This window comes from Candidatus Poriferisodalis sp. (assembly GCF_965198245.1).
Taxonomy (GTDB): Bacteria; Actinomycetota; Acidimicrobiia; order Acidimicrobiales; family Poriferisodalaceae; genus Poriferisodalis.
This window is the reverse complement of sequence record NZ_OZ240249.1, coordinates 3,663,189-3,683,850: the sequence shown is the minus strand read 5'-3', so window position 1 is coordinate 3,683,850 and position 20,662 is coordinate 3,663,189. Positions and strand designations below refer to the sequence as shown.

At 67.4% G+C, this 20,662-nt stretch carries 22 protein-coding genes and 1 pseudogene; 14 read left to right on the top strand and 9 right to left on the bottom strand.

All coding sequences use genetic code 11. The annotated features are described in order from the left end of the window. Positions 1–25 precede the first annotated feature (25 nt). Positions 26–241, bottom strand: a complete 216-nt coding sequence (locus tag ACOCMM_RS16395) for a hypothetical protein (protein WP_419554199.1) — start codon at positions 239–241, stop codon at positions 26–28. Positions 242–499: 258 nt separating this feature from the next. On the opposite strand from ACOCMM_RS16395, the gene ACOCMM_RS16390 reads away from it, so the two are divergent. From ACOCMM_RS16390 to rsgA, 5 genes and pseudogenes are all read left to right on the top strand, one after another. Continuing rightward, positions 500–1,744 carry an HNH endonuclease gene (locus tag ACOCMM_RS16390; RefSeq protein ID WP_419554198.1) on the top strand — a complete coding sequence of 415 codons (1,245 nt, stop codon included), beginning with the start codon at positions 500–502 and terminating at the stop codon, positions 1,742–1,744. 245 nt (positions 1,745–1,989) lie between these two features. Further along, positions 1,990–2,250: pseudogene (locus ACOCMM_RS16385) on the top strand (IS982 family transposase); the annotation flags it as partial. Positions 2,251–2,254: 4 nt separating this feature from the next. Further along, the gene (locus ACOCMM_RS16380) at positions 2,255–2,434 is read left to right on the top strand and encodes a hypothetical protein (RefSeq protein ID WP_419554197.1); all 180 of its coding nucleotides are present in this window, start codon (positions 2,255–2,257) and stop codon (positions 2,432–2,434) included. Positions 2,435–2,824: 390 nt separating this feature from the next. Then, positions 2,825–4,390: an ABC transporter substrate-binding protein gene (locus ACOCMM_RS16375; protein WP_419554196.1), complete on the top strand. Its 1,566-nt coding sequence runs from the start codon at positions 2,825–2,827 to the stop codon at positions 4,388–4,390. Continuing rightward, positions 4,383–5,498, top strand: coding sequence for a ribosome small subunit-dependent GTPase A (gene rsgA, locus ACOCMM_RS16370; protein ID WP_419554195.1), 1,116 nt, complete (start codon positions 4,383–4,385; stop codon positions 5,496–5,498). The genes ACOCMM_RS16375 and rsgA overlap by 8 nt, the downstream gene beginning before the upstream one ends. A gap of 21 nt (positions 5,499–5,519) precedes the next feature. Here the strand turns inward: rsgA and ACOCMM_RS16365 are convergent, their stop codons facing one another. The 4 genes from ACOCMM_RS16365 to ACOCMM_RS16350 form a co-directional block, all read right to left on the bottom strand. Further along, on the bottom strand, positions 5,520–6,305 hold the full coding sequence (locus tag ACOCMM_RS16365; RefSeq protein WP_419554194.1) for an enoyl-CoA hydratase: 786 nt from the start codon (positions 6,303–6,305) through the stop codon (positions 5,520–5,522). A gap of 109 nt (positions 6,306–6,414) precedes the next feature. Continuing rightward, positions 6,415–7,242, bottom strand: coding sequence for an enoyl-CoA hydratase/isomerase family protein (locus tag ACOCMM_RS16360; protein ID WP_419554193.1), 828 nt, complete (start codon positions 7,240–7,242; stop codon positions 6,415–6,417). Positions 7,243–7,317: 75 nt separating this feature from the next. After that, positions 7,318–7,767, bottom strand: a complete 450-nt coding sequence (locus tag ACOCMM_RS16355; RefSeq protein WP_419554192.1) for a type II toxin-antitoxin system VapC family toxin — start codon at positions 7,765–7,767, stop codon at positions 7,318–7,320. A 6-nt stretch (positions 7,768–7,773) separates the two neighbouring features. Then, positions 7,774–8,031 (bottom strand): ribbon-helix-helix protein, CopG family, encoded by a 258-nt coding sequence (locus ACOCMM_RS16350; protein ID WP_419554191.1) that lies wholly within the window; start codon positions 8,029–8,031, stop codon positions 7,774–7,776. Between the two features lie 82 nt (positions 8,032–8,113). On the opposite strand from ACOCMM_RS16350, the gene ACOCMM_RS16345 reads away from it, so the two are divergent. Further along, positions 8,114–9,289, top strand: coding sequence for a mechanosensitive ion channel family protein (locus ACOCMM_RS16345; protein ID WP_419554190.1), 1,176 nt, complete (start codon positions 8,114–8,116; stop codon positions 9,287–9,289). Positions 9,290–9,366: 77 nt separating this feature from the next. Here the strand turns inward: ACOCMM_RS16345 and valS are convergent, their stop codons facing one another. Further along, the gene (gene valS / locus ACOCMM_RS16340) at positions 9,367–12,006 is read right to left on the bottom strand and encodes a valine--tRNA ligase (RefSeq protein ID WP_419554189.1); all 2,640 of its coding nucleotides are present in this window, start codon (positions 12,004–12,006) and stop codon (positions 9,367–9,369) included. Between the two features lie 204 nt (positions 12,007–12,210). Between valS and ACOCMM_RS16335 the strand changes: the two genes are divergently transcribed. Continuing rightward, positions 12,211–12,552 carry a hypothetical protein gene (locus ACOCMM_RS16335; RefSeq protein WP_419554188.1) on the top strand — a complete coding sequence of 114 codons (342 nt, stop codon included), beginning with the start codon at positions 12,211–12,213 and terminating at the stop codon, positions 12,550–12,552. Between the two features lie 132 nt (positions 12,553–12,684). Here the strand turns inward: ACOCMM_RS16335 and ACOCMM_RS16330 are convergent, their stop codons facing one another. The 3 genes from ACOCMM_RS16330 to ACOCMM_RS16320 all read right to left on the bottom strand — a co-directional run bounded on the left by ACOCMM_RS16330 (position 12,685) and on the right by ACOCMM_RS16320 (position 15,348). Then, on the bottom strand, positions 12,685–13,923 hold the full coding sequence (locus ACOCMM_RS16330; RefSeq protein ID WP_419554187.1) for a CaiB/BaiF CoA transferase family protein: 1,239 nt from the start codon (positions 13,921–13,923) through the stop codon (positions 12,685–12,687). A gap of 11 nt (positions 13,924–13,934) precedes the next feature. Then, positions 13,935–14,273 (bottom strand): hypothetical protein, encoded by a 339-nt coding sequence (locus tag ACOCMM_RS16325; protein WP_419554186.1) that lies wholly within the window; start codon positions 14,271–14,273, stop codon positions 13,935–13,937. Between the two features lie 187 nt (positions 14,274–14,460). After that, the gene (locus tag ACOCMM_RS16320) at positions 14,461–15,348 is read right to left on the bottom strand and encodes a DUF5317 family protein (protein ID WP_419554185.1); all 888 of its coding nucleotides are present in this window, start codon (positions 15,346–15,348) and stop codon (positions 14,461–14,463) included. A gap of 162 nt (positions 15,349–15,510) precedes the next feature. Here ACOCMM_RS16320 and ACOCMM_RS16315 point away from each other — a divergent pair, with 162 nt between their 5' ends. Genes ACOCMM_RS16315 through ACOCMM_RS16285 form a run of 7 tightly spaced genes read left to right on the top strand, consistent with a single transcriptional unit; the run spans position 15,511 to position 20,660 of the window. Continuing rightward, on the top strand, positions 15,511–15,729 hold the full coding sequence (locus ACOCMM_RS16315) for a biotin/lipoyl-binding carrier protein (protein ID WP_419554184.1): 219 nt from the start codon (positions 15,511–15,513) through the stop codon (positions 15,727–15,729). A gap of 32 nt (positions 15,730–15,761) precedes the next feature. Next, a complete protein-coding gene (gene ccmA, locus ACOCMM_RS16310; protein ID WP_419554183.1) occupies positions 15,762–16,442 on the top strand; it encodes a heme ABC exporter ATP-binding protein CcmA in 681 nt (226 codons plus the stop codon). Next, a complete protein-coding gene (locus ACOCMM_RS16305; protein ID WP_419554182.1) occupies positions 16,432–17,100 on the top strand; it encodes a heme exporter protein CcmB in 669 nt (222 codons plus the stop codon). Before ccmA ends, ACOCMM_RS16305 begins: the two co-directional genes overlap by 11 nt. Positions 17,101–17,120: 20 nt before the next feature. Beyond that, the gene (gene ccsA / locus ACOCMM_RS16300) at positions 17,121–17,948 is read left to right on the top strand and encodes a cytochrome c biogenesis protein CcsA (RefSeq protein WP_419554181.1); all 828 of its coding nucleotides are present in this window, start codon (positions 17,121–17,123) and stop codon (positions 17,946–17,948) included. Beyond that, positions 17,945–18,109, top strand: coding sequence for a hypothetical protein (locus ACOCMM_RS16295; protein ID WP_419554180.1), 165 nt, complete (start codon positions 17,945–17,947; stop codon positions 18,107–18,109). Before ccsA ends, ACOCMM_RS16295 begins: the two co-directional genes overlap by 4 nt. Then, a complete protein-coding gene (locus tag ACOCMM_RS16290; protein WP_419554179.1) occupies positions 18,106–18,669 on the top strand; it encodes a cytochrome c maturation protein CcmE in 564 nt (187 codons plus the stop codon). The genes ACOCMM_RS16295 and ACOCMM_RS16290 overlap by 4 nt, the downstream gene beginning before the upstream one ends. Next, positions 18,666–20,660, top strand: coding sequence for a heme lyase CcmF/NrfE family subunit (locus ACOCMM_RS16285; RefSeq protein ID WP_419554178.1), 1,995 nt, complete (start codon positions 18,666–18,668; stop codon positions 20,658–20,660). Before ACOCMM_RS16290 ends, ACOCMM_RS16285 begins: the two co-directional genes overlap by 4 nt. Positions 20,661–20,662 lie beyond the last annotated feature (2 nt).

The following is a 20,662-nucleotide window of genomic DNA, read 5'->3' as shown; positions in this document are numbered from 1 at the left end:
GCACGGCGTGACGCGTGTTGGCAGTTCAGCAGCGTTGGGGCAGGTTGGGGATGCGGTGCAGTGCTGCGGTGAATGTGTCGGCCCAAGGCCATCGGGCGGGTAGCCGCAGGGTGGGCCGTCCGCTGCGGTTGACGAGCCGGCCGGGGATGGCGAACAGGCGTCGTGCGATGGTGGCTGCGACGGTGAGCTTGGGGGGGATGCCGCCGATGCGCGCGGTCCAGCGTGCGATGTTGTGGGCCAACACGGCGAACGCGAGCCACGCGGCGTTGGCCGCGAAGCGTCCCGACCGACTACGAAACAGCCAACACCGACTGACCAACCCTTCACGATTTGGGGGAAGCCCAAGATCAGGTCGGGTCTGGTTCGGCTGTGTCGGGCGGGGCCATGCGGCGTCGTTGGTGTGGCACGTATCTCACGATGCCGTCGTCCGGTACTGGCGGGTGTCGGGCGGGGCCATGCGGCGTGGTTGTTGTGGCACCCCTGCCGTACGGTTGTTCTTATGGACGGCGGCGGCGATTCGGCTTGTGGTGGCGGTGCGGCAGGCGCGTTGGCATCGGGTGGGGTGCGTGTGGATGCGGTGGATGTCGCTGGGCTGTGCGGTGAGGACTTGCGGGCTCGGCTGGGTGTGCTGGCTCGGGCCGAGTCGCGGCTCGCGGCGATGAAGGCCGACGCGTTGGGCGAGATCGCCCGCCGCAACGGCGACGGCGCCGCTGCGCATGCCGCGACGGGCGCCATGGCGATCTCGGGCCGCAGGGCGCGCGGCGAGGTCAGGGACGCAGTGAGGCTCGGCGGGCTGGACGCGACCCGTGAGGGGCTCTTTGCGGGTTCGGTTCCGGTGGGCCACGCGCAGCTGATTGCCCGTGCCGCCGGCGACGCCCCGATCGACGACGAGTTCCTCGCAGCGCGGGCACGACACGAGGGCTATGACGAGTTCCGTCGCACTGTCGCCCGCCATGTGGCCGACGTCAGCCGAGACGACGGCGCGTCACTGCTGGAGCGGCAGCGCCGGGCGCGCAGCGCCAAGATCGTGACCCGCTCCAGCGACGGCATGACCGTGCTCAACCTCGTTGTCGACCCGATCACCGGTGCCCGGCTGGGCACGCTGATCGCCGCCGCCGAGCGGCGTCTGTTCAAGGACGAGGATCCCGCTGCGCGGCGCACACCCCAGCAGCGGATGGCCGACGCGATCAGCCAGCTCATCTGCGATCCCGGCGCCAAGCGCCCCACGGGCGCGTCGCTGATCGTGGTCGCCGATTACGACATGGCGAACCACCAGCTCACCAACGGACGCCTCGCCGATGGCACACCGATCCCGATCGGCGAGATCGCCAAGATCGCCGTCGACGCTGAGGTGCTGCCGGCGATCTTCGACGCCGCGACAGGCGACCTGCGCATGGGCCGCACCCGCCGCACCGCCACCGACCTCCAACGCGCCGCGCTGGCATTGCGCGACAAGGGCTGCGTCGGGTGCGGCATCTCCCCCGAGCGCTGCCAGCACCACCACATCGACCACTGGCAGCACGGCGGCCACACCGACTACACCAACCTCGTCACCGTCTGCCCCGACTGCCACAACGACAAGATCCACCAACAAGGCTTCACCGCCGAATGGGACACCCCAGGCAGCCGCTACCGGCTCCAACCACCCACCCAGCCGCCAAACAGCAGCAACGACCCGTCACGAGCACCCCCAGTCCGGCCGCCAAACAGCAGCAACGACCCGTCCCGAGCAGCCCCACGCTGAACCCCCGGGGGCAAAGCCCCAACCGCCCAGACGCAAGACACCCGCGGATCGAGCCGACCCGAGCTCGGAAACGCTCAAGCCCGAGCTCGGGAACGAGTGACCCAACTCGTCGACGGCCAGATCCTCGGTGGCATCCTGCGCAGCGACCCGCCACCCGATCCGAGACCCCACGGCCCGGCGCCAGGCCCCTGCGCCCCCTGCGACCCGCCATCCGATCCGAGACCCCACGGCCCGGCGCCAGGCCCCTGCGCCCCCTGCGACCCGCCATCCGATCCGAGACCCCACGGCTCCGCGCCAGGCTCCTGTGGCCCCTGCGCCAGATCATCGAATCGATCAACCAGACCCCCAAAGGCCAACTCAGCCCCGAACGCCACAACCGACGCACCCGCTCCGACATCGCCGCGCGCATCGGCGCCCGCCTCCTCGCCCTCACCGCCGCCATCTGGCACAACCAGACCCACCCACACACCCAGCCAGCACGCTCACTCACCGCCTACGACCACTAACCCCGTGGAACTCATCATCTGGCAGGATGCTGAAGAACGCAGGTTTCGCAAGATCTACAAGCGTCTGACCTGGGGGTTTGGGATCGCGCTGCCCTCGAATCGGGACTTTTTCAGCACCCTGCCAACCGTCGGCTCGCAACAGTGGCTCTGCGCAACCAAGCTGGGACGTCGGGTTCTGACCTGATGGTCGTGGAGACTCGGCGCAGGTCCAACGACGAGCAGGGGACGCCGGACCGCAGCCGGGCCCCACGGTCGCGCCACTAGCGTCAGCATCGGTGTACAGCGTGACCGCCGGCGAGCGCGCACGGGCCTCGAGCTGCAAGGACCCGGGCTTCTGAGACCTCGGCGCGCCCCCGCGACGGCCCTCGTAACGGTCCTGCTGCTGGCGGCGGCCTGCAGTCCGGGCGCCGAGGAGGCGGTCGAGTCGACCGTCGCTCCACCGGCGACCCAACTCCCCGACGACACCTCCGCCGCTGCGCCCGCACCCACCACCGAGGTGCGGCCGGCCGTTGCGCCAACCACACAGGCGCCCCCGGACACAGCGCCGCGCCGCGGCGGCACGCTGCGCGTGCTGATGGCCGCCGACCCGACACCCATCACCGGCTGGACGCCGTGGGACCACGTGTGCGCATGGTCGTGTCGCAACGTGCTGGACCACGTTCTTGAAACGCTCACCGTGATCCTCCCGGACGGTTCTGTTGCGCCGTGGCTGGCGGAGTCGGTCTCGGCCGATGCGTCGCTGCAGCGCTGGACCGTCACGCTGCGGCCCGACATCACCTTCACCGACGGCGAGCCGATGGACGCGCTCACCATCAAGACCGGCGTCGACGACTACCTGCGTTCGGGCCGGGCCAGCGGCGGCCATTTGCGGGATGCCCGCATCGCATCGGTCATCGTTGCCGATGAGCTCACGTTGATCTTCGAGCTGAGCGAGCCCAACGCCGGGCTGCCGGCGGCGCTCGCGGGGCCCGTCGGACGCGTGTTTTCCATCGCAGCCGCCGAAGCGGACCCGGACATCTTTGCCAGAGGACCGGTCGGCACTGGACCGTTCTTCTTTCGGCGCTGGTCGGCGGGTGAGCCAGCGGTCCTGGAGGCCAATCCCGACTACTGGCGTACCGCAGCCGACGGCTCGCCTCTGCCGTGGGCTGCTGAGATCCAATTCACCGAGATTCCCGACGAGCGTGAACGGCTCGCCGTACTGCTGGGCGCTGGCGGCGACATTCTGATGTCGAGATCGGCGGAGCTCTCCACAGCCGCAGCCGTCGCAACCGATGGCGGAGGTCACCCGCTCAACGTGATCGGACGCTTTGACGACAATGCTGGCGTCGTGCTGTTCAATCTGCTGCGAGCGCCTCTCGATGACATCCGGGTGCGGCGGGCGCTGATCGCGGCGGCCGACCAGACCGAACTGCTCGAGGCGCTAGGACCCGATGTCGAGCGGCTCGCGGCAACGCAGTGGTGGGCGCCCGGCAGCATCTGGCATTCCGCTGAGGTTGCGGAAGCCTGGCCGGGTCATGACCTGCAGCGGGCTCAGTCCCTGCTGCGCGAGTACACGGAGGATCCCGAGCGTTCCGACGATCGAGATCCTGGCGCGCCAGTGCGGATCCGAGTCCTGTGCACCGACGATCTCGCGCTCGCGCAGATGACGGCAACGCTGGAACGCCAGTGGGAGGACACCGGCCTTGTCGATGTCGACGTCGAGACAGTCGCCCGCACGGGGCTCATCAGCCGTGTCATGGGCTCGGTGGTCCAGAACCCGTCCTTCGCCGGCGACTTCGGTGCCACGTGCTGGCGGGTCGGCGGCGAGTCCGATCCAGCGGTGCTGGCGTCCGCAGCTGTCGGACCGGTCCGCACCACGCCGCTGAACGTGTCCAACTTCACCGGCGAGCATCTCGCGGCGTTGGCGAGCCTGATCAAGGCGACCGACGCGGGGGACGACCGACGACAAGCCGTAGCGCAGTTCATGCTGGAGCTCACCAACGAGGCTCCCTACGTGTACCTGGGCTATGCCTCGAGCGTCGTGGCGGCGACGGCGGATGTTGCCGGGCTTGGCACCACGACGCTGCCCGACGGCAGTGTGGTCGAAGGCCAGCGACTGGGCGTCGGCCGCTACGACGGGGTGTGGCTGCGTCGTGAGTGAAGGCGCTGACCCCTCAGCGCCGCCGATACCGGGTGTCGCGCAGCTTGGTTGGCTCCGCCGGCCAGGACCGGCCCCACAGATCCCGCCGGGCCACAGCGTGAGTCGTGTCGCGGTCGAGCACCGAGGTGCCTACGAACTCGTCGACGACTCGGGTGAGGCCACCGGGGCCCTCGACGCAGGCGTTCGCCACGCAGCCCAGACGCCGTTCGACTATCCGACCGTCGGCGACTGGGTGGTTCGCTCACTGGAAGCCCGGCACAACCGCCGCGTCGTGATCACCGATGTGCTGGAACGCACCTCCCTGCTGTGCCGTCGCGCCGCTGGACCACGGGCACGGCCGCAGCTCGTGGCAGCGAACGCCGATGTCCTCGCGGTCGTCACCACGCCTGCGCCAACCAGTGATGCGCCCGCGTCGGAAACGGCTGGCATCGGCCACCGGATCGAGTGGTATCTGACAGCGGCGTTCGGCGGGGGCGCCCAACCGGTGATCGTGCTGAACAAGGTCGACACGGTGTCAAGTGACGAATGTGACAAGACCGTCGACGTCTTGCGTCAGCGCCTCGGTGCCGCTGCGGCTGACGTGCCGATCCTGGCGACAAGCGCTCTCGATGGCCGCGGCCTCGACCGGTTGGGAGCCTTGGCCAGCGACGGCGCGACGGTGGCGTTGAGCGGTCCGTCGGGAGTGGGCAAGTCGTCGTTGGCAAACCGGCTCGCGGGGGCCGAGGTGGTGCCGGTTGCCCCGCTGAGTCCTGACGGCCGCGGCCGGCACACCACCGTGCGGCGCCAGCTCGTTCCCGTTGGGGGGCCGCGCGGCGGGACGCTTGTGGACACCCCGGGCTTGCAAGATCTGATCCCTTGGGGCGGTGATCTGCAGCTGCCGCCCGCGGCACGCACAGTCGACGGGCTCGTAGCGGCATTCGGCGAGATCGCCACACTTGCCCAGAGCTGTCGCTTTGCCGATTGCGCGCACACCGCGGAGCCGGACTGCGCTGTGACGGCTGCAGTGGCAGCCGGCGAGCTCCCAACCGAGCGCCTCAGCACCTACCTCGAGCTCGTGGCCGACATGGAGATACCCGAGACGTTTGGATCCGAACGCGCGCCACGCTGACGAGCTGCCGCAGCGCTGAGCTCAACGGCCCTTGAACTCGGGCGGGCGCTTGTTCATAAACGCGTCAACGCCCTCTTGGTAGTCCTCGCTGTCGAAGCACGCCCGGATCATTGCCTCCACCTCGGTGAAGTCGCGCTGAGACTCTGGCTTCTGCCACTGCGTCAACGCTGCCTTCGCAGCCGCAATCGTGAGCGGTGCGTTCTGGCCGATGAGCTCGGTCCATTCGTCGACGGAAGCCTCTAGGTGCGCCTTGGGCACGACCAAGTTCACGAGGCCCATCTGCAGGGCTTCCTGCGCTCCGAAGCGATCAGCCAGGAAGAAGATGCGCTTGGCCGCTGAGGGTCCGACGAGGCGCATCAGCGTGCCGATACCTGCGGCGCCATAACCGAGTCCCAGGCGAGCGGCGGGGATCGTGAACTGGGCGTCCTCGGCCGCGACGCGCAGGTCGGCCGTCAGCGCCACCGCCAACCCGCCGCCGATGCAGTAGCCACCGATGGCGGCGATGAGCGGCTTGGACAAGCCCAGCAGCGCTGCGTGCGCCCGTGACGTCGTGTCGTCGTAGCTGCGGTTGCCGTTCGCGTCGGAACGCTGCGCGCCGAATTGGCTGATGTCGGCACCTGCTGCGAAGGCGCGCTCGCCGGCCCCTCGGATCACGACCACCCGGATCTCGTGGTCGTTCTCGAGCTCGGTGGCGGCAGCGGTGATGCCGTCCCACATCTGCGCGCTGATGGCGTTGTGCCGCTCCGGATGATCCAAGATGATGCGGCCCACGTGGCCGTCACGTTCGAGATGCACCTGTCCGCTCACGGCGGCCGACGCTACCGGTCGTGCCGTGGCCATGACGGGAGCGATAGGCATGGCTGCCCTACCGGCGCCCGAGTCTCTGCCGCGTTGCAGGCAATTGAAGAGAACGAACTCACTCCTCGGGTGGGACCCAGCTGGCGTCGCGGCGTTCCCGGAAGGCGGCGATGCCCTCGGCGGCCTCGTCGCTTTGAAAGAGCCGCTGGCTGAGTTCCGCCGTCCACTCCCAGGCCTGCGCGCGGGGCATCTGCGGCACCCTCGCAACCAGCTGCTTCGTGTGTGCCAGCGCGTTGGGACCGCCCCGCACCAACCGCCGCAGCGTCGATGCGACTTCGTCGTCGAGCAGCTCTCGGGATACGGCACGGTTGATCAGCCCGGCCGCTGCGGCACGCGGTGCGGGCACCCGTTCGCCCTCGAGGAACAATTCGCTGGCATCAGCACGGCGCAGCTTCGGCAAGCACACCACCGAGATGACCGCAGGCGCCACACCGATGCGGACTTCGGTGAACCCGATGATTGCGTCGTCGGCCGCGATGGAGATGTCCATCGCCGCTGCTAGTCCCACGCCGCCGGCGGTGACGTGACCGGCCAGCCGGCCCACCACGGGCTTGTCGCAGGTCATGATCTTCTCGAGGATCTCCACGAAGTTGTAGCGAAGCGTCGGCTGAGGCACCCCGGGCTGGGCGGCCCGCAAGTCGGCGCCAGCGCAGAACGTGTTGCCGACATGGGTGAACAGCACGGCGCGCACCTCGGGATCGGCAAGCGCAGCCTCGAAGTGGTCGCCGATCGCGTTCACGATCTCGACGCTGAGCGCATTGCGGTAGTCGGGCCGGTTCAGGGTGATCGTTGCCACCCCGCCTGCCACCGAATAGAGCGCAGCAGCGTCAGGGTCGTCGGTGGGTGTGCGGGCGTGAGCGTCTTTGCCAGCGTTGTCCTGAGTCATCGCAGCGATGCTAGGCACCGAGCCCTTGACCGTTCACCGCGCTGCGCGGGTGTTTCGCCGTGATCTGGGCGAGGGTCATCGTCGCGGACTGTTGGGTTGCAGCGGGTGCTGCCACCGAAGCCCTCGAAATCGGGCGAAGTCGGAGTCGGTGGAGACCATGGTGCAGCCGTGCTCGATCGCGACCGCAGCGTGCGCGGCGTCGGCCACGAGCTTGCCCGTTGCACCGGCCTCCCGGCAGAGTCGTTCCACAATTGCCAGATGATCGGGTCCGGGGCCCACGATCCGCGCATTGGGGCGTTCCACCAGCGACGCGACGAATGCGAATGAGAGGTCGAGGGTTGATGGAGGGCTGAACACCCGCGGATTCGTCGCGATGCGCACGAAGTCTGTCAGCACTAGGACCGACAAGGCGAAGGGCTCGGGTCCTGTCGCCAAGCGGGTGAGCCAGCGCGCATAGTCCGCGTGATCTGGCACGGAGTCGGGGAAGTGCGCATAGATGAGGACGTTCACATCGGGCAGCAGCATCGCGGGTCAGCGCTGCTCACGCGCGTAGAACGCCGCGTCCTCGTCGGTCTCGATCGCTCGAGGCCGGTCGAGATTGACCGACGGAAGCGGGCGCACGCCGCTAGCGGTCAACAATTGGAAGGGACGTTGTTCCGCCGGTTCGCGTCGCTTCAACGCGTCACTCAGAGTTGCTGCGATGAAGGCGCTGACGCTCATGCCTCGCGCCGCCGCTTCGCGACGCACCTGCGATGCAAGCTGATCCTCGAGTGAGATAGTCGTCCTCATGATGCAAAGCATAACTTATGAGAATAATTGCATCACAGAGTTGCGGCTTTCTGGCTTTGGGACGACTCCTAGGCTGCCCGGGATGACCTCACTCCTCGCTCAGGCCCCCTCCGCCACCGACGCGGTGGATGCACTGCTTGAGATCAGCCGCAGCAGCGAAGTCTGCGGCCCCGAGCCCAGCTGGATTTGTGAACGAGTCTTGGACTGGACGGGCAGCGAAGGCTTCGCGACGGCGTCGGTGTGGATCGTCGACAAGCCGCTCACCGTGCTGATCATCCTGGTGCTGGCCGTGATCGCCCGCCGTGTCATTCGGCGGGCCATTGACCACATGGTGGAGCGCATCGCTTCTGACAAGAAGCACGCCGAGGAAAACGAGGCCGCTCGCACCGCCGAGGAAGGGCGTGCGTGGGACCCAGAGCGCCTGTCCGCCAAGATGAAGCACCTGCGCGAGCGCACTCAGCGCGCCAGCCAGCGGGCCGCGACGCTCGGAACGCTCTTCAAGAGCATCGCCACCACGATCATCTGGGCAGTCGCGCTCATGATGCTGCTCGGCGAGTTCGACGTGAACCTCGGCCCGCTCATTGCCGGCGCCGGCATCATCGGTGTAGCGGTCGGTTTTGGCGCGCAGTCGCTCGTGCGTGACCTGCTCACGGGCGTGTTCATGCTGGTCGAAGACCAGTACGGCGTCGGCGACGTGGTCGATCTTGGTGATGCGGTCGGCACAGTGGAGTCAGTCGGGCTTCGCACCACCCGGTTGCGTGATATCTCCGGCACCGTCTGGCATGTGCCCAATGGCGCAATCGCCCGGGTCGGCAACATGTCGCAACTGTGGGCGCGTGTGCCGCTCGACCTCGACGTGGCCTACGACACCGACCTCGATCAGGCCATGGCCATCATCAAAGGGGTCGCTGATGCGGTGTGGAACGAGCAGGGCGAGAACACCACGGTGCTCGAGGAGCCGAACGTCGTGGGCGTGCAGGCCTTCGGCGCAGACGCCGTCACCTTGCGGGTCATGGTGAAGACGGAACCCTCCGAGCAGTGGGCCACGGCGCGGCTGCTGCGCAAGCGGATCAAGGACGCCTTCGACGAGGCCGGCATCGAGATTCCCTTCCCGCAGCGCACGGTGTGGGTGCGCAGCGGCGAGCCCGACCAGACCGCGCCCGCAGCAGCGGCCGCATTCGATCGTCCGGTGGCGCCAGCCTCAAGCGAGGCCGGGCACGCCGAATCCGACAGCGAGGGCGGCGACTCAGACCTGTAGACCCCAAAGAGCGGCGCTCGTCCGAGCAGCGCTCACCGCAGCGGTGCTGGGGCCGAGCTGCTCGGGACCGTCTTGCGTCAGTCTGCGTCGCCGAGCACGACGGCGACCTCGGGACGGGTCGCCGATCCGTTGGCGCGAAGCGAGAGCTCGCCGATGCGACCGGCGTCGGTGAGATCGCTGCGAGTGAGATCCAGCAGCGCGATGTCGGCGGCCGAAGCGGTGACCGTGACGTGGTCCGCAGGCACTCGAAGACTCCGCTTCGCCTCGGTCTTGGCGCGGCGCACCTCGCTCAGCACTGCAGCAGTGACGGACAAAGCGCCAGAGTGATTGCCTGAAGCGAGTGCTGTGAGGTCTTGGGCGTTCGGCCAACTTGCAGAGTGGACCGAGCCGTCGCGCCACCACGACCAGATCTCTTCGGTGACGAAGGGCAGGAACGGCGCGAACAGGCGCACCAGGGTGTCCAGCGTAACGGTGAGCGTGCGATGCGCGTCTGCTGCCGCCTCGGCACCTTGACCGCCGTACGCACGTCCCTTGACCAGTTCGACGTAGTCGTCGGTGAACTGCCAGAAGAACTGCTCGGTCCGTTCCAGAGCCCGCGCGTAGTCGAATACCTCGAATGCGTCGGTAGCGGCGCGCACCAGATCTGCGAGCGCAGCGAGCAACGCAGCGTCGAGCGCATTGCCGACTGGTTCGTCGGGGCGGCTGCCGTCGCCGTGGGCGGCATCGCCCGCCAGCGTCAGCGCGAACTTCGCGGCGTTCAACAGCTTGATCGCCAGGCGGCGCCCGATCTTCATCTGGCCTTCGTCGAAGGCGGTGTCGGTGCCGGGCCGTCCGTTGGCTGCCCAGTAGCGGACAGCGTCGGCGCCGTAGGTGTCGAGCAGGTCTACCGGCGTCACCACATTGCCCTTGGACTTGGACATCTTCTTGCGGTCCGGGTCGAGGATCCAGCCCGACAGGGCGCAGTGCTTCCACGGGGCACAGTCGTGGCCGAGGTGACTGCGCACTGCAGTAGAGAACAGCCAGGTGCGGATGATGTCGTGACCCTGGGGGCGCATGTCCATGGGGTAGGTGCGCGCCCACAGGTCAGGATCCTCACTCCACCCGCATGCGATCTGGGGCGTCAGTGACGATGTCGCCCAGGTGTCCATCACATCGAGATCCCCGACGAAGCCGCCGGGCTGGCCGCGCTGCGATTCGTCGTAGCCGGCCGGCACGTCGCTGTTCGGATAGGCCGGCAGAGCACGGTCGTCGGGGACGAGCGGACGCTCCCAGACCGGCTCGCCGGCGTCGTCAAGCGGGTACCACAGCGGGATCGGCACGCCGAAATATCGCTGACGGCTAATCAGCCAATCGCCGCTCAGACCCTCGATCCAATTCGTATACCGGCCCTGCATGTACGGCGGGTGCCAGGTCATCTCCGAGCCACGGGCGATCAGCGCGTCACGCAACTCGGCATCCCGCCCGCCGTTGCGGATGTACCACTGGCGACTCGACACGATCTCGAGCGGCCGGTCGCCCTTCTCGTAGAACTTCACCGCGTGTGTGATGGGTCGCGGCTCGCCGATGAGCTCGCCCGAGTCGCGCAGCAGCTCGACGGTCGCAATCCGAGCGCCTCCAACGGTGCAGCCTGCCAGGCGCTCATACGCCTCGCGCCCCGCAGGCGAGTCGATGCCCGGAGGCGGATCCGCAGAAATGCGACCCCGGCGGTCCACGATCGCCCGCACGGGCAGGTCCAACTCGCGCCACCACGTCACGTCAGTGGTGTCGCCGAAGGTGCAGATCATGGCGATGCCGGTGCCCTTCTCGGGCTCGGCCAGTTTGTGGGCAACCACTGGGACTTCCACTCCGAACAGCGGCGTCACCACGGTTGAGCCGAACAGCGGCTGGTAGCGCTCGTCATCGGGGTGGGCCACGAGCGCCACGCACGCTGCCAGCAGTTCCGGCCGGGTCGTCTCGATCTCGACTGTGCCACTTGACGCTGGGCTATTCGATGCTGGGCCGTTGCGGCCGCCTTGTGGGTCCATGCGATGGAAAGCGATGCGGTGGTAGGCGCCGGGTCGCTCGCGGTCTTCCAGTTCGGCCTGGGCCACCGCGGTGCCGAAGGTGACGTCCCACAGCGACGGCGCTTCGATCTGGTACGCCTCGCCACGCGTGAGGTTCTCCAGGAATGCACGCTGCGCGACTCGCTGGCAGCGTTCGTCGATCGTGGCGTAGGTCATCGACCAGTCCACGCTCAGTCCGAGTTGGCGCCACAGCTCCTCAAAGGCCCGTTCGTCGGTGGCGGTGAGCACATGACACAGTTCGATGAAGTTACGCCTCGAGATCGCCAGTTCGCCGCGTGCCTCGACCGCCGCCGGATCGCCGCCGTCGGACGGAGGCGCGAAGCCCTCGTTATAGGGGAGCGAGGGATCGCAGCGCACGCCGAAGTAGTTCTGCACGCGCCGTTCGGTCGGCAGGCCGTTGTCGTCCCAGCCCATCGGGTAGAAGACCTCGTCGCCGGCCATGCGTCGGTAGCGGGCGATGTTGTCGGTGTGGGTGTAGCTGAAGACGTGGCCCATGTGCAGCGAGCCGCTGACGGTCGGCGGTGGCGTGTCGATGCTGAACACCTGCTCGCGGGTGGCGGTGCGATCGAAGCGGTACACGCCGTCGGCTTCCCAGCGCTGCGACCACTTCGCCTCGAGCCCGTCGACCGTGGGCTTGTCGGGCACCTGCGTCATGCGCGGCAAAGCTACCGGCGCGCTCGGGCGGTGGCCGAGACTGAGCGACCGCCCCGCACGCGAGGTGAATCCCAAGAAAACAGAACTGTTACAGAATTGTCACAGAAGCGCAACGACATTGACTAGAGTGTGCGGTGGTTGCCGACTGCGGGGGCGGAAGGCAGCTGCAGTCAAGTACTGCCGACCAAAGGGGGGTCGATAAGCATGATGGCGACAATTCTGACGCTGATCATCCTGGGCATGGTGTTCCAGGGAGCGATGGTCGTCGTGGACAGTGTCCTAGACACGGTCAAAGTGAACGACACACTGAAGTCGATACCGATTATCGGCAGCAACCTGAATCTGATCTGGGCCTACTTGCTAGTACTGGTTTCGCAAGCCAATGACGGCGGAGCCTTGTTTGGGTACGGGGCCAGTTTCGAAGTGCTGTCACTCGGACGCTTCGGTATGGATGTGGCCACGGCCATCGCCATTGTTGCGTTCGTCCCGGTTCGAGACGCTGCAATCAGCGCCTTGAAGCAGGGCATTGGAGGACGCGGCGACTAGCCAGCGTCATGAGCGGCGCCAGTGAGGGCGCCGCGCTATCGGCAACGAGCCGACGTAGGGGCACCCCTTCAGGGGGGTGCCTTTTGCGTTGCCCTCTATGAGTTCGGAACGGCTGGGGGCTCGACGTGATCGCTAGCCCGGCACGACGATGACGCCCTCGTCTCGCAAGCCGTCGATCTCGGCGGCGTCGTAGCCGAGATCGCTGAGAATCTCGACCGCGTGCTCGCCCAGCAGCGGTGCATGACGGCGCAGGCGCGTCGGCGTCTCGGAGTAGACAACCGGGTCAGCCACGTAGCGGTACGTCCCTTCAGTGGGATGCTCTGAGATGCTCACCAGGCCGACAGCAGTCAGCTGAGGATCGCCGTCGAGATCAGCGAGGTCCATGACCCTCGCGGCCGGGATCGAGCGCTCGTCGCAATAGGTGATCCACTCGTCCGTCGTGCGGCGCACTGAGAGCTCGCCGAACAGCGCATACAGCTCGTCGACATGCGCAATTCGGGAGTTGTGACTGGCGAAGCGCGGATCGTCGGCCAGCTCGGGCCGGTCGACGAATGTGAAGAAGGCCCGGTATTGCGCATCGTTGTAGGGCAGCAGGCACACCCAACCGTCGGCAGTGGGGTAGGGGCGCCGGTGCGGAGTCAGCAACCGGTCGTAGCCGAAGGGTCCCTCTGGTGGCTCGAACACTGCGCCGCGGTAGTGCTCCACCAGATTGAACGCCACCATGGTCTCGAACATGGGCACCTCGATGGTCTGGGCTATACCGGTGCGCTCACGGTGAAACAGGGCGGCGAGCACGGCTTCGACGACATGCAATCCGGTGACCTTGTCGGCAATCACGGCAGGCACGAAGCCGGGTTCGCCGGTGATACGGCCGATCAGATCCGACAGGCCCGAAGCGGCCTGGATAGCGTCGTCGTAAGCGGGTTTGTCGCGATATGGACCGCCACTGCAGTAGCCGCTCCCTCGGCAGCAGATGAGCTGCGGGTGTTGAGCCCGCAGGGTGTCGGCATCGAGACCGAGGCGTTCGAGGGCCGCCGCTCGCATGTTGGTGATGAGCACGTCAGCGCTGGCCAGCAGCCTTTCCATTGCCTCGCGCCCGGCCGGGGTCTTGAGATCCAGCGCCAGCGAGCGCTTGTTGCGCTGAATGTTGAGGCTGAACCCAGACATGCCAGCGGACCGGGCCGGCAGGCCGTTGCGCGTGGAGTCACCGTCGAGCGTTTCCACTCGGATCACGTCGGCGCCGTGATCTCCCAGCATCCGGCATGCCAGCGGTCCCATGAGCACCGTCGTCAAGTCGACAACGCGTATGCCTTCGAGCGCGCCCGAGTGCTGGTTGTCGCCCGCAGTCTCAGTGCCTGCTGTGGTTGGCATGCGATCCTCGTTCACTGTGTCGATCTGGTCGCCGCGGCTCGACGCTCTTCGCGCTCGGCGGCTTTGATGCCGTGACTCATGACGATGGTGGGCGCAAGCAGCATCGATCCAACCACGAGCGCCACGGCGATCAGCGTGGCGAGCAGCGGGGTGTATCCCCAGCGGATGCCGATGGCGCCGCAGACAAGCGATGCCACATACAGGCCGTACCCAATCCGTTGTCCGAGGCTGGAGATCCGCTTCAGCCGTGCTCGCCGGACGAGAACATCGTCGAAGGGATCGCCTGCCGCATGCGCTGGGCCGCGATCGATGTCGGGCATCTCGCGATTGGACTTCGGGGCGGTGGCCACGACCCCCATTATCTCGTCACGGATCACGGCACAGGCATCGTTGGGCCGTCGTAGGCGCAGTATTACGTCGGCGCCGCAGCCGGAGACTGCGGATGGGCGGCGATGCCTGCCTGCCCCGACCGCCCTGACTTTGTGCAGAAATGCCGCCACAGGCGGCAAATTTGCACAAAGAAAGCGTGAAAGGCGTTCAGGCCCCGAAGAGTTGCGGATCGTGAGCTTCGGTGGGCTCCCCGCTCGAGGCGCGGTCGGCGGTTTCGATCTCATTGGGCCACGGGGCAGGGGCCGGCCACGGCGCTGGTTCGACTCGCGATGCCCACGCCGGCTCGTTGTGTGCTGGCACTGGGCTCGGCGGTTCCGCCGGGGCTGCGGGTGCCGTTGGTGCTGGAGTTGCTGCAGTCGCTGCCGCCGCGCCGACCAGTGGCGGATGCTCCAGGGTTGTGGGCGGCGCCACCGGCCTGAGCACGACTGACCCATCGTCGTAGTCCTCAGACTTGCTTCCCGACACCGCTTCGAGCCGTCGTAGATCCCACGCCGCCGGCCACATGAGCCGGAATCCGACGTTGGCCAAACCGGCGGCGGTCACCAGATCGCCCAGCGTGATGACATCTCTCAGCGGTGCAAGCGGGATTGCACCGCCGAGCCACGCGGCAATCGTCGCGTCGTCCGACCACCGGCGGGCAGCGCCGAGCAGTACCCGGTCAAGTCCGTCGAAGTCGATGATGCCTGCAGCCACCACAGCGCCCTCGTTCACTGGCAGGTAGCCGTTCACGAGGAGCACTGCGAGGTTTGCGGCAATGCCGATCGCAGCGATACGCGCACCGGTGATATGGCGGTTGAGCAGGCAACCCGCGAGCAGCAGCGCAAGCGAGACGCCCAGCGCGAAGCGGCCCGCGAGCATGTTGGTGTCCAACCCGACAGCGAGCGACAAGACAACTCCGAGCGCGAGCACTGGCCAATGGTTGATCTGAAGTGCTCGGAGCCTGCCGAAGATCTCGCGCGGCGTGCCGCCATTGACAAGGGCGACAGCGAAGCCGATGCCAATTCCGATGGTCGCCACGAGCACGATGAAGAACACCGCATGTCGACAGTACCGACCGGTTCGCGCGCACTTGTGGATGGTGAAGCGCCAAGAATGACGCCGCAGACAGAGGTGCCAGCCACAAGATCTGGGCGTTCGGTCGCCGCCTCGATTAGCTTGGCGTAGGCTTTTTGCCCGGGTCCGTGGAGGAGAAACGACTTGTTGGACGTTCGAGCTGAGTTGACTGCGACCGTGTGGAAGGTGGTCGCCGACGTGGGAACCGCCGTCGCTGCCGGCGACGAATTGCTCATTCTCGAGTCCATGAAGATGGAGATCCCTGTCACTGCTCCCGAGGACGGCACGCTGACGGAGATGCATGTGGCCGAGGGCGACGCTGTCGCCGAGGGCGATGTGCTTGCGGTGGTCGCTACGCCCTGAGCGACCGAACCCACCCGTAGCCTTGACGCTCCGTGGCAGCTGCCGTTGCCTTCGAGGGCGTTGTGGCCCTGCTGGACCGCTTTCCTGCATTGGCGGGTGTGGACCTCACGGTGCAAGCCGGCGAGATGGTCTGCCTGAGAGGACCCAACGGCGCAGGCAAGAGCACGTTGCTGCGGGCATGTGCGGGTCTCGTGCCCTTACGAGGCGCGCGAGCCGAGGTGCTGGGCTTCGACCTCATCGCAGACCGTCGCTCAGTGCGGCGTCACGTCGGATTACTGGGACATCGGGCCCCGCTCTACGGCGATCTGAGGGTTGAGGACCAGCTGCGCCACTGCGCGGCCCTGCATAGCGCGGCCTCCGCAGAGGTCTCAGCCGCCGTCGAACGCTTTGCACTCGGTGGTCGCCTGACCGCAGTTGCCATCCGACGGCTCTCTGAGGGTCAGCAGCGGCGAGTGGCGCTGGCCTGCCTGACCATCGCCCGCCCGCGGCTGTGGCTGCTGGACGAGCCGCACGCCGGACTTGACGAGTCGAGCAGGGACGCGCTCGACGAGTTGCTGGCCTACGCCGTCGAGGCGGGAGCCACGGTGATGTTCGCGACGCACGAGACCGGCCGTGCACGGGTTGCGGCCGCTCGCCAGGTAGTGCTTGCCGGCGGCCGGGTCGAGGCGATCGCTCCCGCGCCACGCACGGACGGTCCAACCGATGTGGCGTGAGATCTGGCTCGTCTGCCGTAAGGACCTGACCGTCGAGCGACGGGCCCGTATAACGCTCATCCAGATCGTCCCGACGGTGCTGCTCATCCTCGTGGTCTTCGCATTCGCATTCGACGCAAATCCGTCCTTGCTTGGCGCCGGGGCGGGCGGTCTGTTCTGGGTGGCCGTCTTGTTCGGAGGCGTGCTCGGGGCGAAGCGCAGCTTCGACATCGAGGACGAAGGCGGGAACCTGGACGCGCTGCGCCTCGGCGGGCTGGTGCCGGCGGCCATCCTCTGGGGCAAGGCGGCAGCGCTGGCCATCCAGCTCATCGTGGTAGCCGTGTTCACCGCCGCGGGGCTGCTGGTGCTCTACTCGGTCACCGTCGACGACTGGCTCCTGGTCATTGTTGCAGGACTCTGTGGCACAGCTGCGTTTGCCATCTGCGGGACGCTGTACGGGGCGATGACGGTAGGTCTGCGGTCGGCGGATACCCTGCTCCCGCTGCTGCTGATCCCGGTGGCAGCACCGGTGCTCTTGGCCGGAACCCGGGCGTTCGACGTGGCGCTCGGGACCAGCGCCGACCAAGGCTGGAGCTGGACAGCACTGCTGGCTGTGGTGCTGGTCACCTACATCGCAGTGGGCTGGGCGGCGGCTGGTCCGCTGCTGGAGGACGCCTGAGTAATGAACGCGGGCTCACGATGATCGGGGCCGCTGAGCCCGACCTGCACCAGCAGGCACAACGCGCCGCGTCGCTGTCGATGACCGGCAGCGTCGCGACCCGGGTGCTGGGTGTGGTGGCGATCGCGGCAGTCGCTGTGATGGCACTGCTGGCACTGTGGATCTCGCCCGCCGACAAGGTGCAAGGCGACGCTGTCCGGCTGATGTACGTGCACGTGCCCTCGATCTGGGTGGCCTATGGCGGCTTTGTGCTGACCGCATTCGCCAGCGCCAAAGTGCTGTGGCGGACCCGCAGCGGCGCCGGAGGGTTGGAGGGTGTCATCGCCGATCGACAGGCGCGGCAGTGGGATCGCGTGGCTGGAGCTGCCGCCGAGCTCGGCGTGCTGTTCACCGCACTCACGCTGGTGACCGGGTCGCTGTGGGGGAAGGTGACCTGGGGCACCTATTGGCAATGGGACGCCCGGCTGACCACCACCGTCCTGCTGTTCGTGACCTATCTCGGCTACCTGGCGCTGCGGCGCCTGCCTGCCGAGCCTCGCTCCAGGGCACGGCGGTCGGCGGTGATGGCCCTCATCGCGGTCGTCAACCTGCCGATCGTCCACTACTCGGTGGATTGGTGGCGCACGCTGCATCAAGAGGCCAGCTTGGACCTCGGGCTCGGGGGCGACCGCAATTTCGCCGGCGAGATCTATTGGACCCTCCTGTATTCATGGGCCGTCTTCACTGTGGTGGCGCTGTGGATCGGCATCCACCGCTACCGAGTGCTGCGCCTCGAAGAACTCGCCTCCGAAGCAACCCTGGAAGAGCTCCTCGAAGAGCGCCGCAGCGAACAGGCGGCGGGACGATGACCTACGCAGCAAACGTGCTCACGGGTTACGTGTTGGTGGCGGCCGCGGTTGTGACCTACGCCCTCTGGCTAGTCCGCCGCGGCCGCGCACTCGGTCGGGACCTGGGCATTGGCAAGACAGAGTCTGCGGGGGATCCGAGCAACGAGACCGCACAAACATGACGGACCTCAGCCCCCGGCACCCGCTCGAGGAAGCTCCCGATCGTGCAGCGGCACGCAGGGAGATGGGGCGCCGACGCAAGGCCATGGTCGGCGGGTTCGTGCTGCTGCTGCTCATCGTGGGTGGCGCGGCAGCGATCGCCGGCCTACGCAACGCCACCCTGTTCTTCCGCAACGCCGATGAGGCCATCGCCGAGCGCGTCGAACTCGGCGACCGCCGGTTCCGTCTGCAGGGACGGGTGGTACCTGCGTCGGTGGCACTCGACGGCGGCGTGACCACTTTCGAGGTGATCCACAACTGCGCATCGGTATCGGTGCGCCACTCCGTCGACCCTCCAGATCTGTTCGAATCGCCGTGGATCCCGGTGGTGCTCGAAGGCCGCTGGGTGTCCGGTGACGTCGTGACGGTTGCCGGTCGCGACACGCATTTCTTCTCGAGCGACAACATGCTCATCAAGCACACCAACTCCTACGAGGCGGCGAACGCGGAGCGCATCCCAGATCCCGACGAACCGCCCGAAGGCTTCCTGGACAACTGCCCATTCGAGGTGCCCCGGCTGTGATCGCCGTGCTGGGCACGCTCGGCGTGGCCGTCGGCCTCGTCAGCGCGCTCGGCGGCGCCGGAACGCTGGTCGCTGCGAGAGCACTGGGGCAGCCCGAGCGGTGCCGCCAGGCGCTGGCGTGGATCGCGGCAATGGCTGCGGGCTGCGTGCTGGCCGTTGGCGCGATGGAGTTCGCATTGCTCAGCGACAATTTCTCGGTCGCCTACGTGGCGCACAACTCCACCATCGCCACCCCATTCATCTACAAGATGGCGACACTCTGGGGCGCGCTCGAAGGGTCCATCCTGCTGTGGGCACTGGTGCTGTGCGGCTACGTCGGCACGGCCGCGTGGCGATTCCGCGGCCGGACTGCCGAACCGACGGTGGCATGGGCGCTAGCGGTGATGCTGGGCGTCTGCATTTTCTTCTTTGCACTGCTCGCCGGTCCGGCGAACCCGTTCGCCACGCTGGCCAACCCTCCCGCAGACGGCGGCGGCTTGAATCCGCTGCTGCGCAACCACCCGTTGATGGCGATTCATCCGGTGATGCTGTACCTCGGCTACGTCGGCTTCACCGTGCCGTTCGGATTCGCTGTGGCTGCGCTCGTCACGGGGCGCTTCGACAGCCGCTGGATGGCCGATACACGCCGCTGGACGCTCGTGGCATGGGGCAGCTTGGGCACGGGAATCATGCTGGGCGCCTGGTGGTCGTACGAGGTCCTGGGCTGGGGCGGGTACTGGGCGTGGGATCCCGTCGAGAACGCCTCGCTGCTGCCGTGGCTGACCGCCACAGCGTTCGTGCACTCGCTGATCACCCAGCAGCGGCGCCAGATGCTGCGTGTGTGGAATCTGTCGTTGCTCATTGTGACGTTCGCGTTGACGATCTTCGGCACGTTCCTGACCCGCTCGGGCGTGCTCGAATCGGTGCACGAGTTCAGCGAGTCCTCGCTGGGGCCGTTGCTGTTGGCGTTCTTTGCCTTGATCGTGGCGACCGGTGTGGTGCTGGTGGCGTGGCGCGGCGAAGCGCTGCGAAAGCCCGCGAGCTTGGGTTCGATCTGGTCGCGGGAGGGATCATTCCTGGGGAACAACCTGCTCTTTGCGGTGGCGGCGTTCGTGGTGCTGCTTGGCACGGTGTTCCCGCTGTTGGCCGAGGCGATCTCCTCCGAACGGCTGGCTGTCGGGCGGCCGTACTTCGATCGGATGCTGGCACCGGTGGGCATTGCACTGCTCGGGTTGATGGCCCTGTCCCCGGCGCTGAATTGGCGCGACACGCCTGCTGAGCTGCGTTCGAGGCGGATGCTGTGGCCGGCTGCGATCGGCTCGCTGACGATGGTGCTGTCGGTGTGGGCCGGTGCGCGCGGCCTGTGGCAGGTGCTGGCGCTGGGCTTGGGAGGATTCGTGATCGGCAGCGCCGCGCGTCTGTTGTGGCTGGGCGTGCGGCGCAACGGCTGGCGTGGCCTGCTCGGCCGCACCGGCGGCGGCATGATCGCCCATATCGGCGTGGGCGTGATCGCATTCGGTTTCATCGCGTCGAGCGCGTACGGGTCCGAAGGCGAGTTCACGCTGTCGCCGGGCGAGTCCGGCGTGGTTGCGGGCCACGAAGTCACCTACCTGGGCCTGACCGACACGATCGAGAACGGCAACCGGGTGGTCCGGGTGCGTGTGGACGTAGAAGACAGGGGCACCTTCGAGCCTGCGGTGACGCGCTTCGCCGAATTCGGCCAGCCGATCTCGACGCCGTCGGTGGCGACGAGCCTGGTCGACGACGTGTACCTGTCGCTTGCGACCATTCCCGAAGAAGGCAGCAGCGAGGTGGCGCTGCGTGTGCTCATCAAGCCGCTGGTGGCGTGGATGTGGCTGGGCGGCGCCGTGCTTGCGCTGGGCATTGCTGCGGCATTGGTGCCGAACCGCATCGGAGCGCGGGACCGGGTCCCGCGCGGGGGCGGTGCTCGCCCAACCGTCGACTCTGCACAGGAGCGAGCCGGTGCGGCTACAGGGGAGCGCCGCTCGTGACG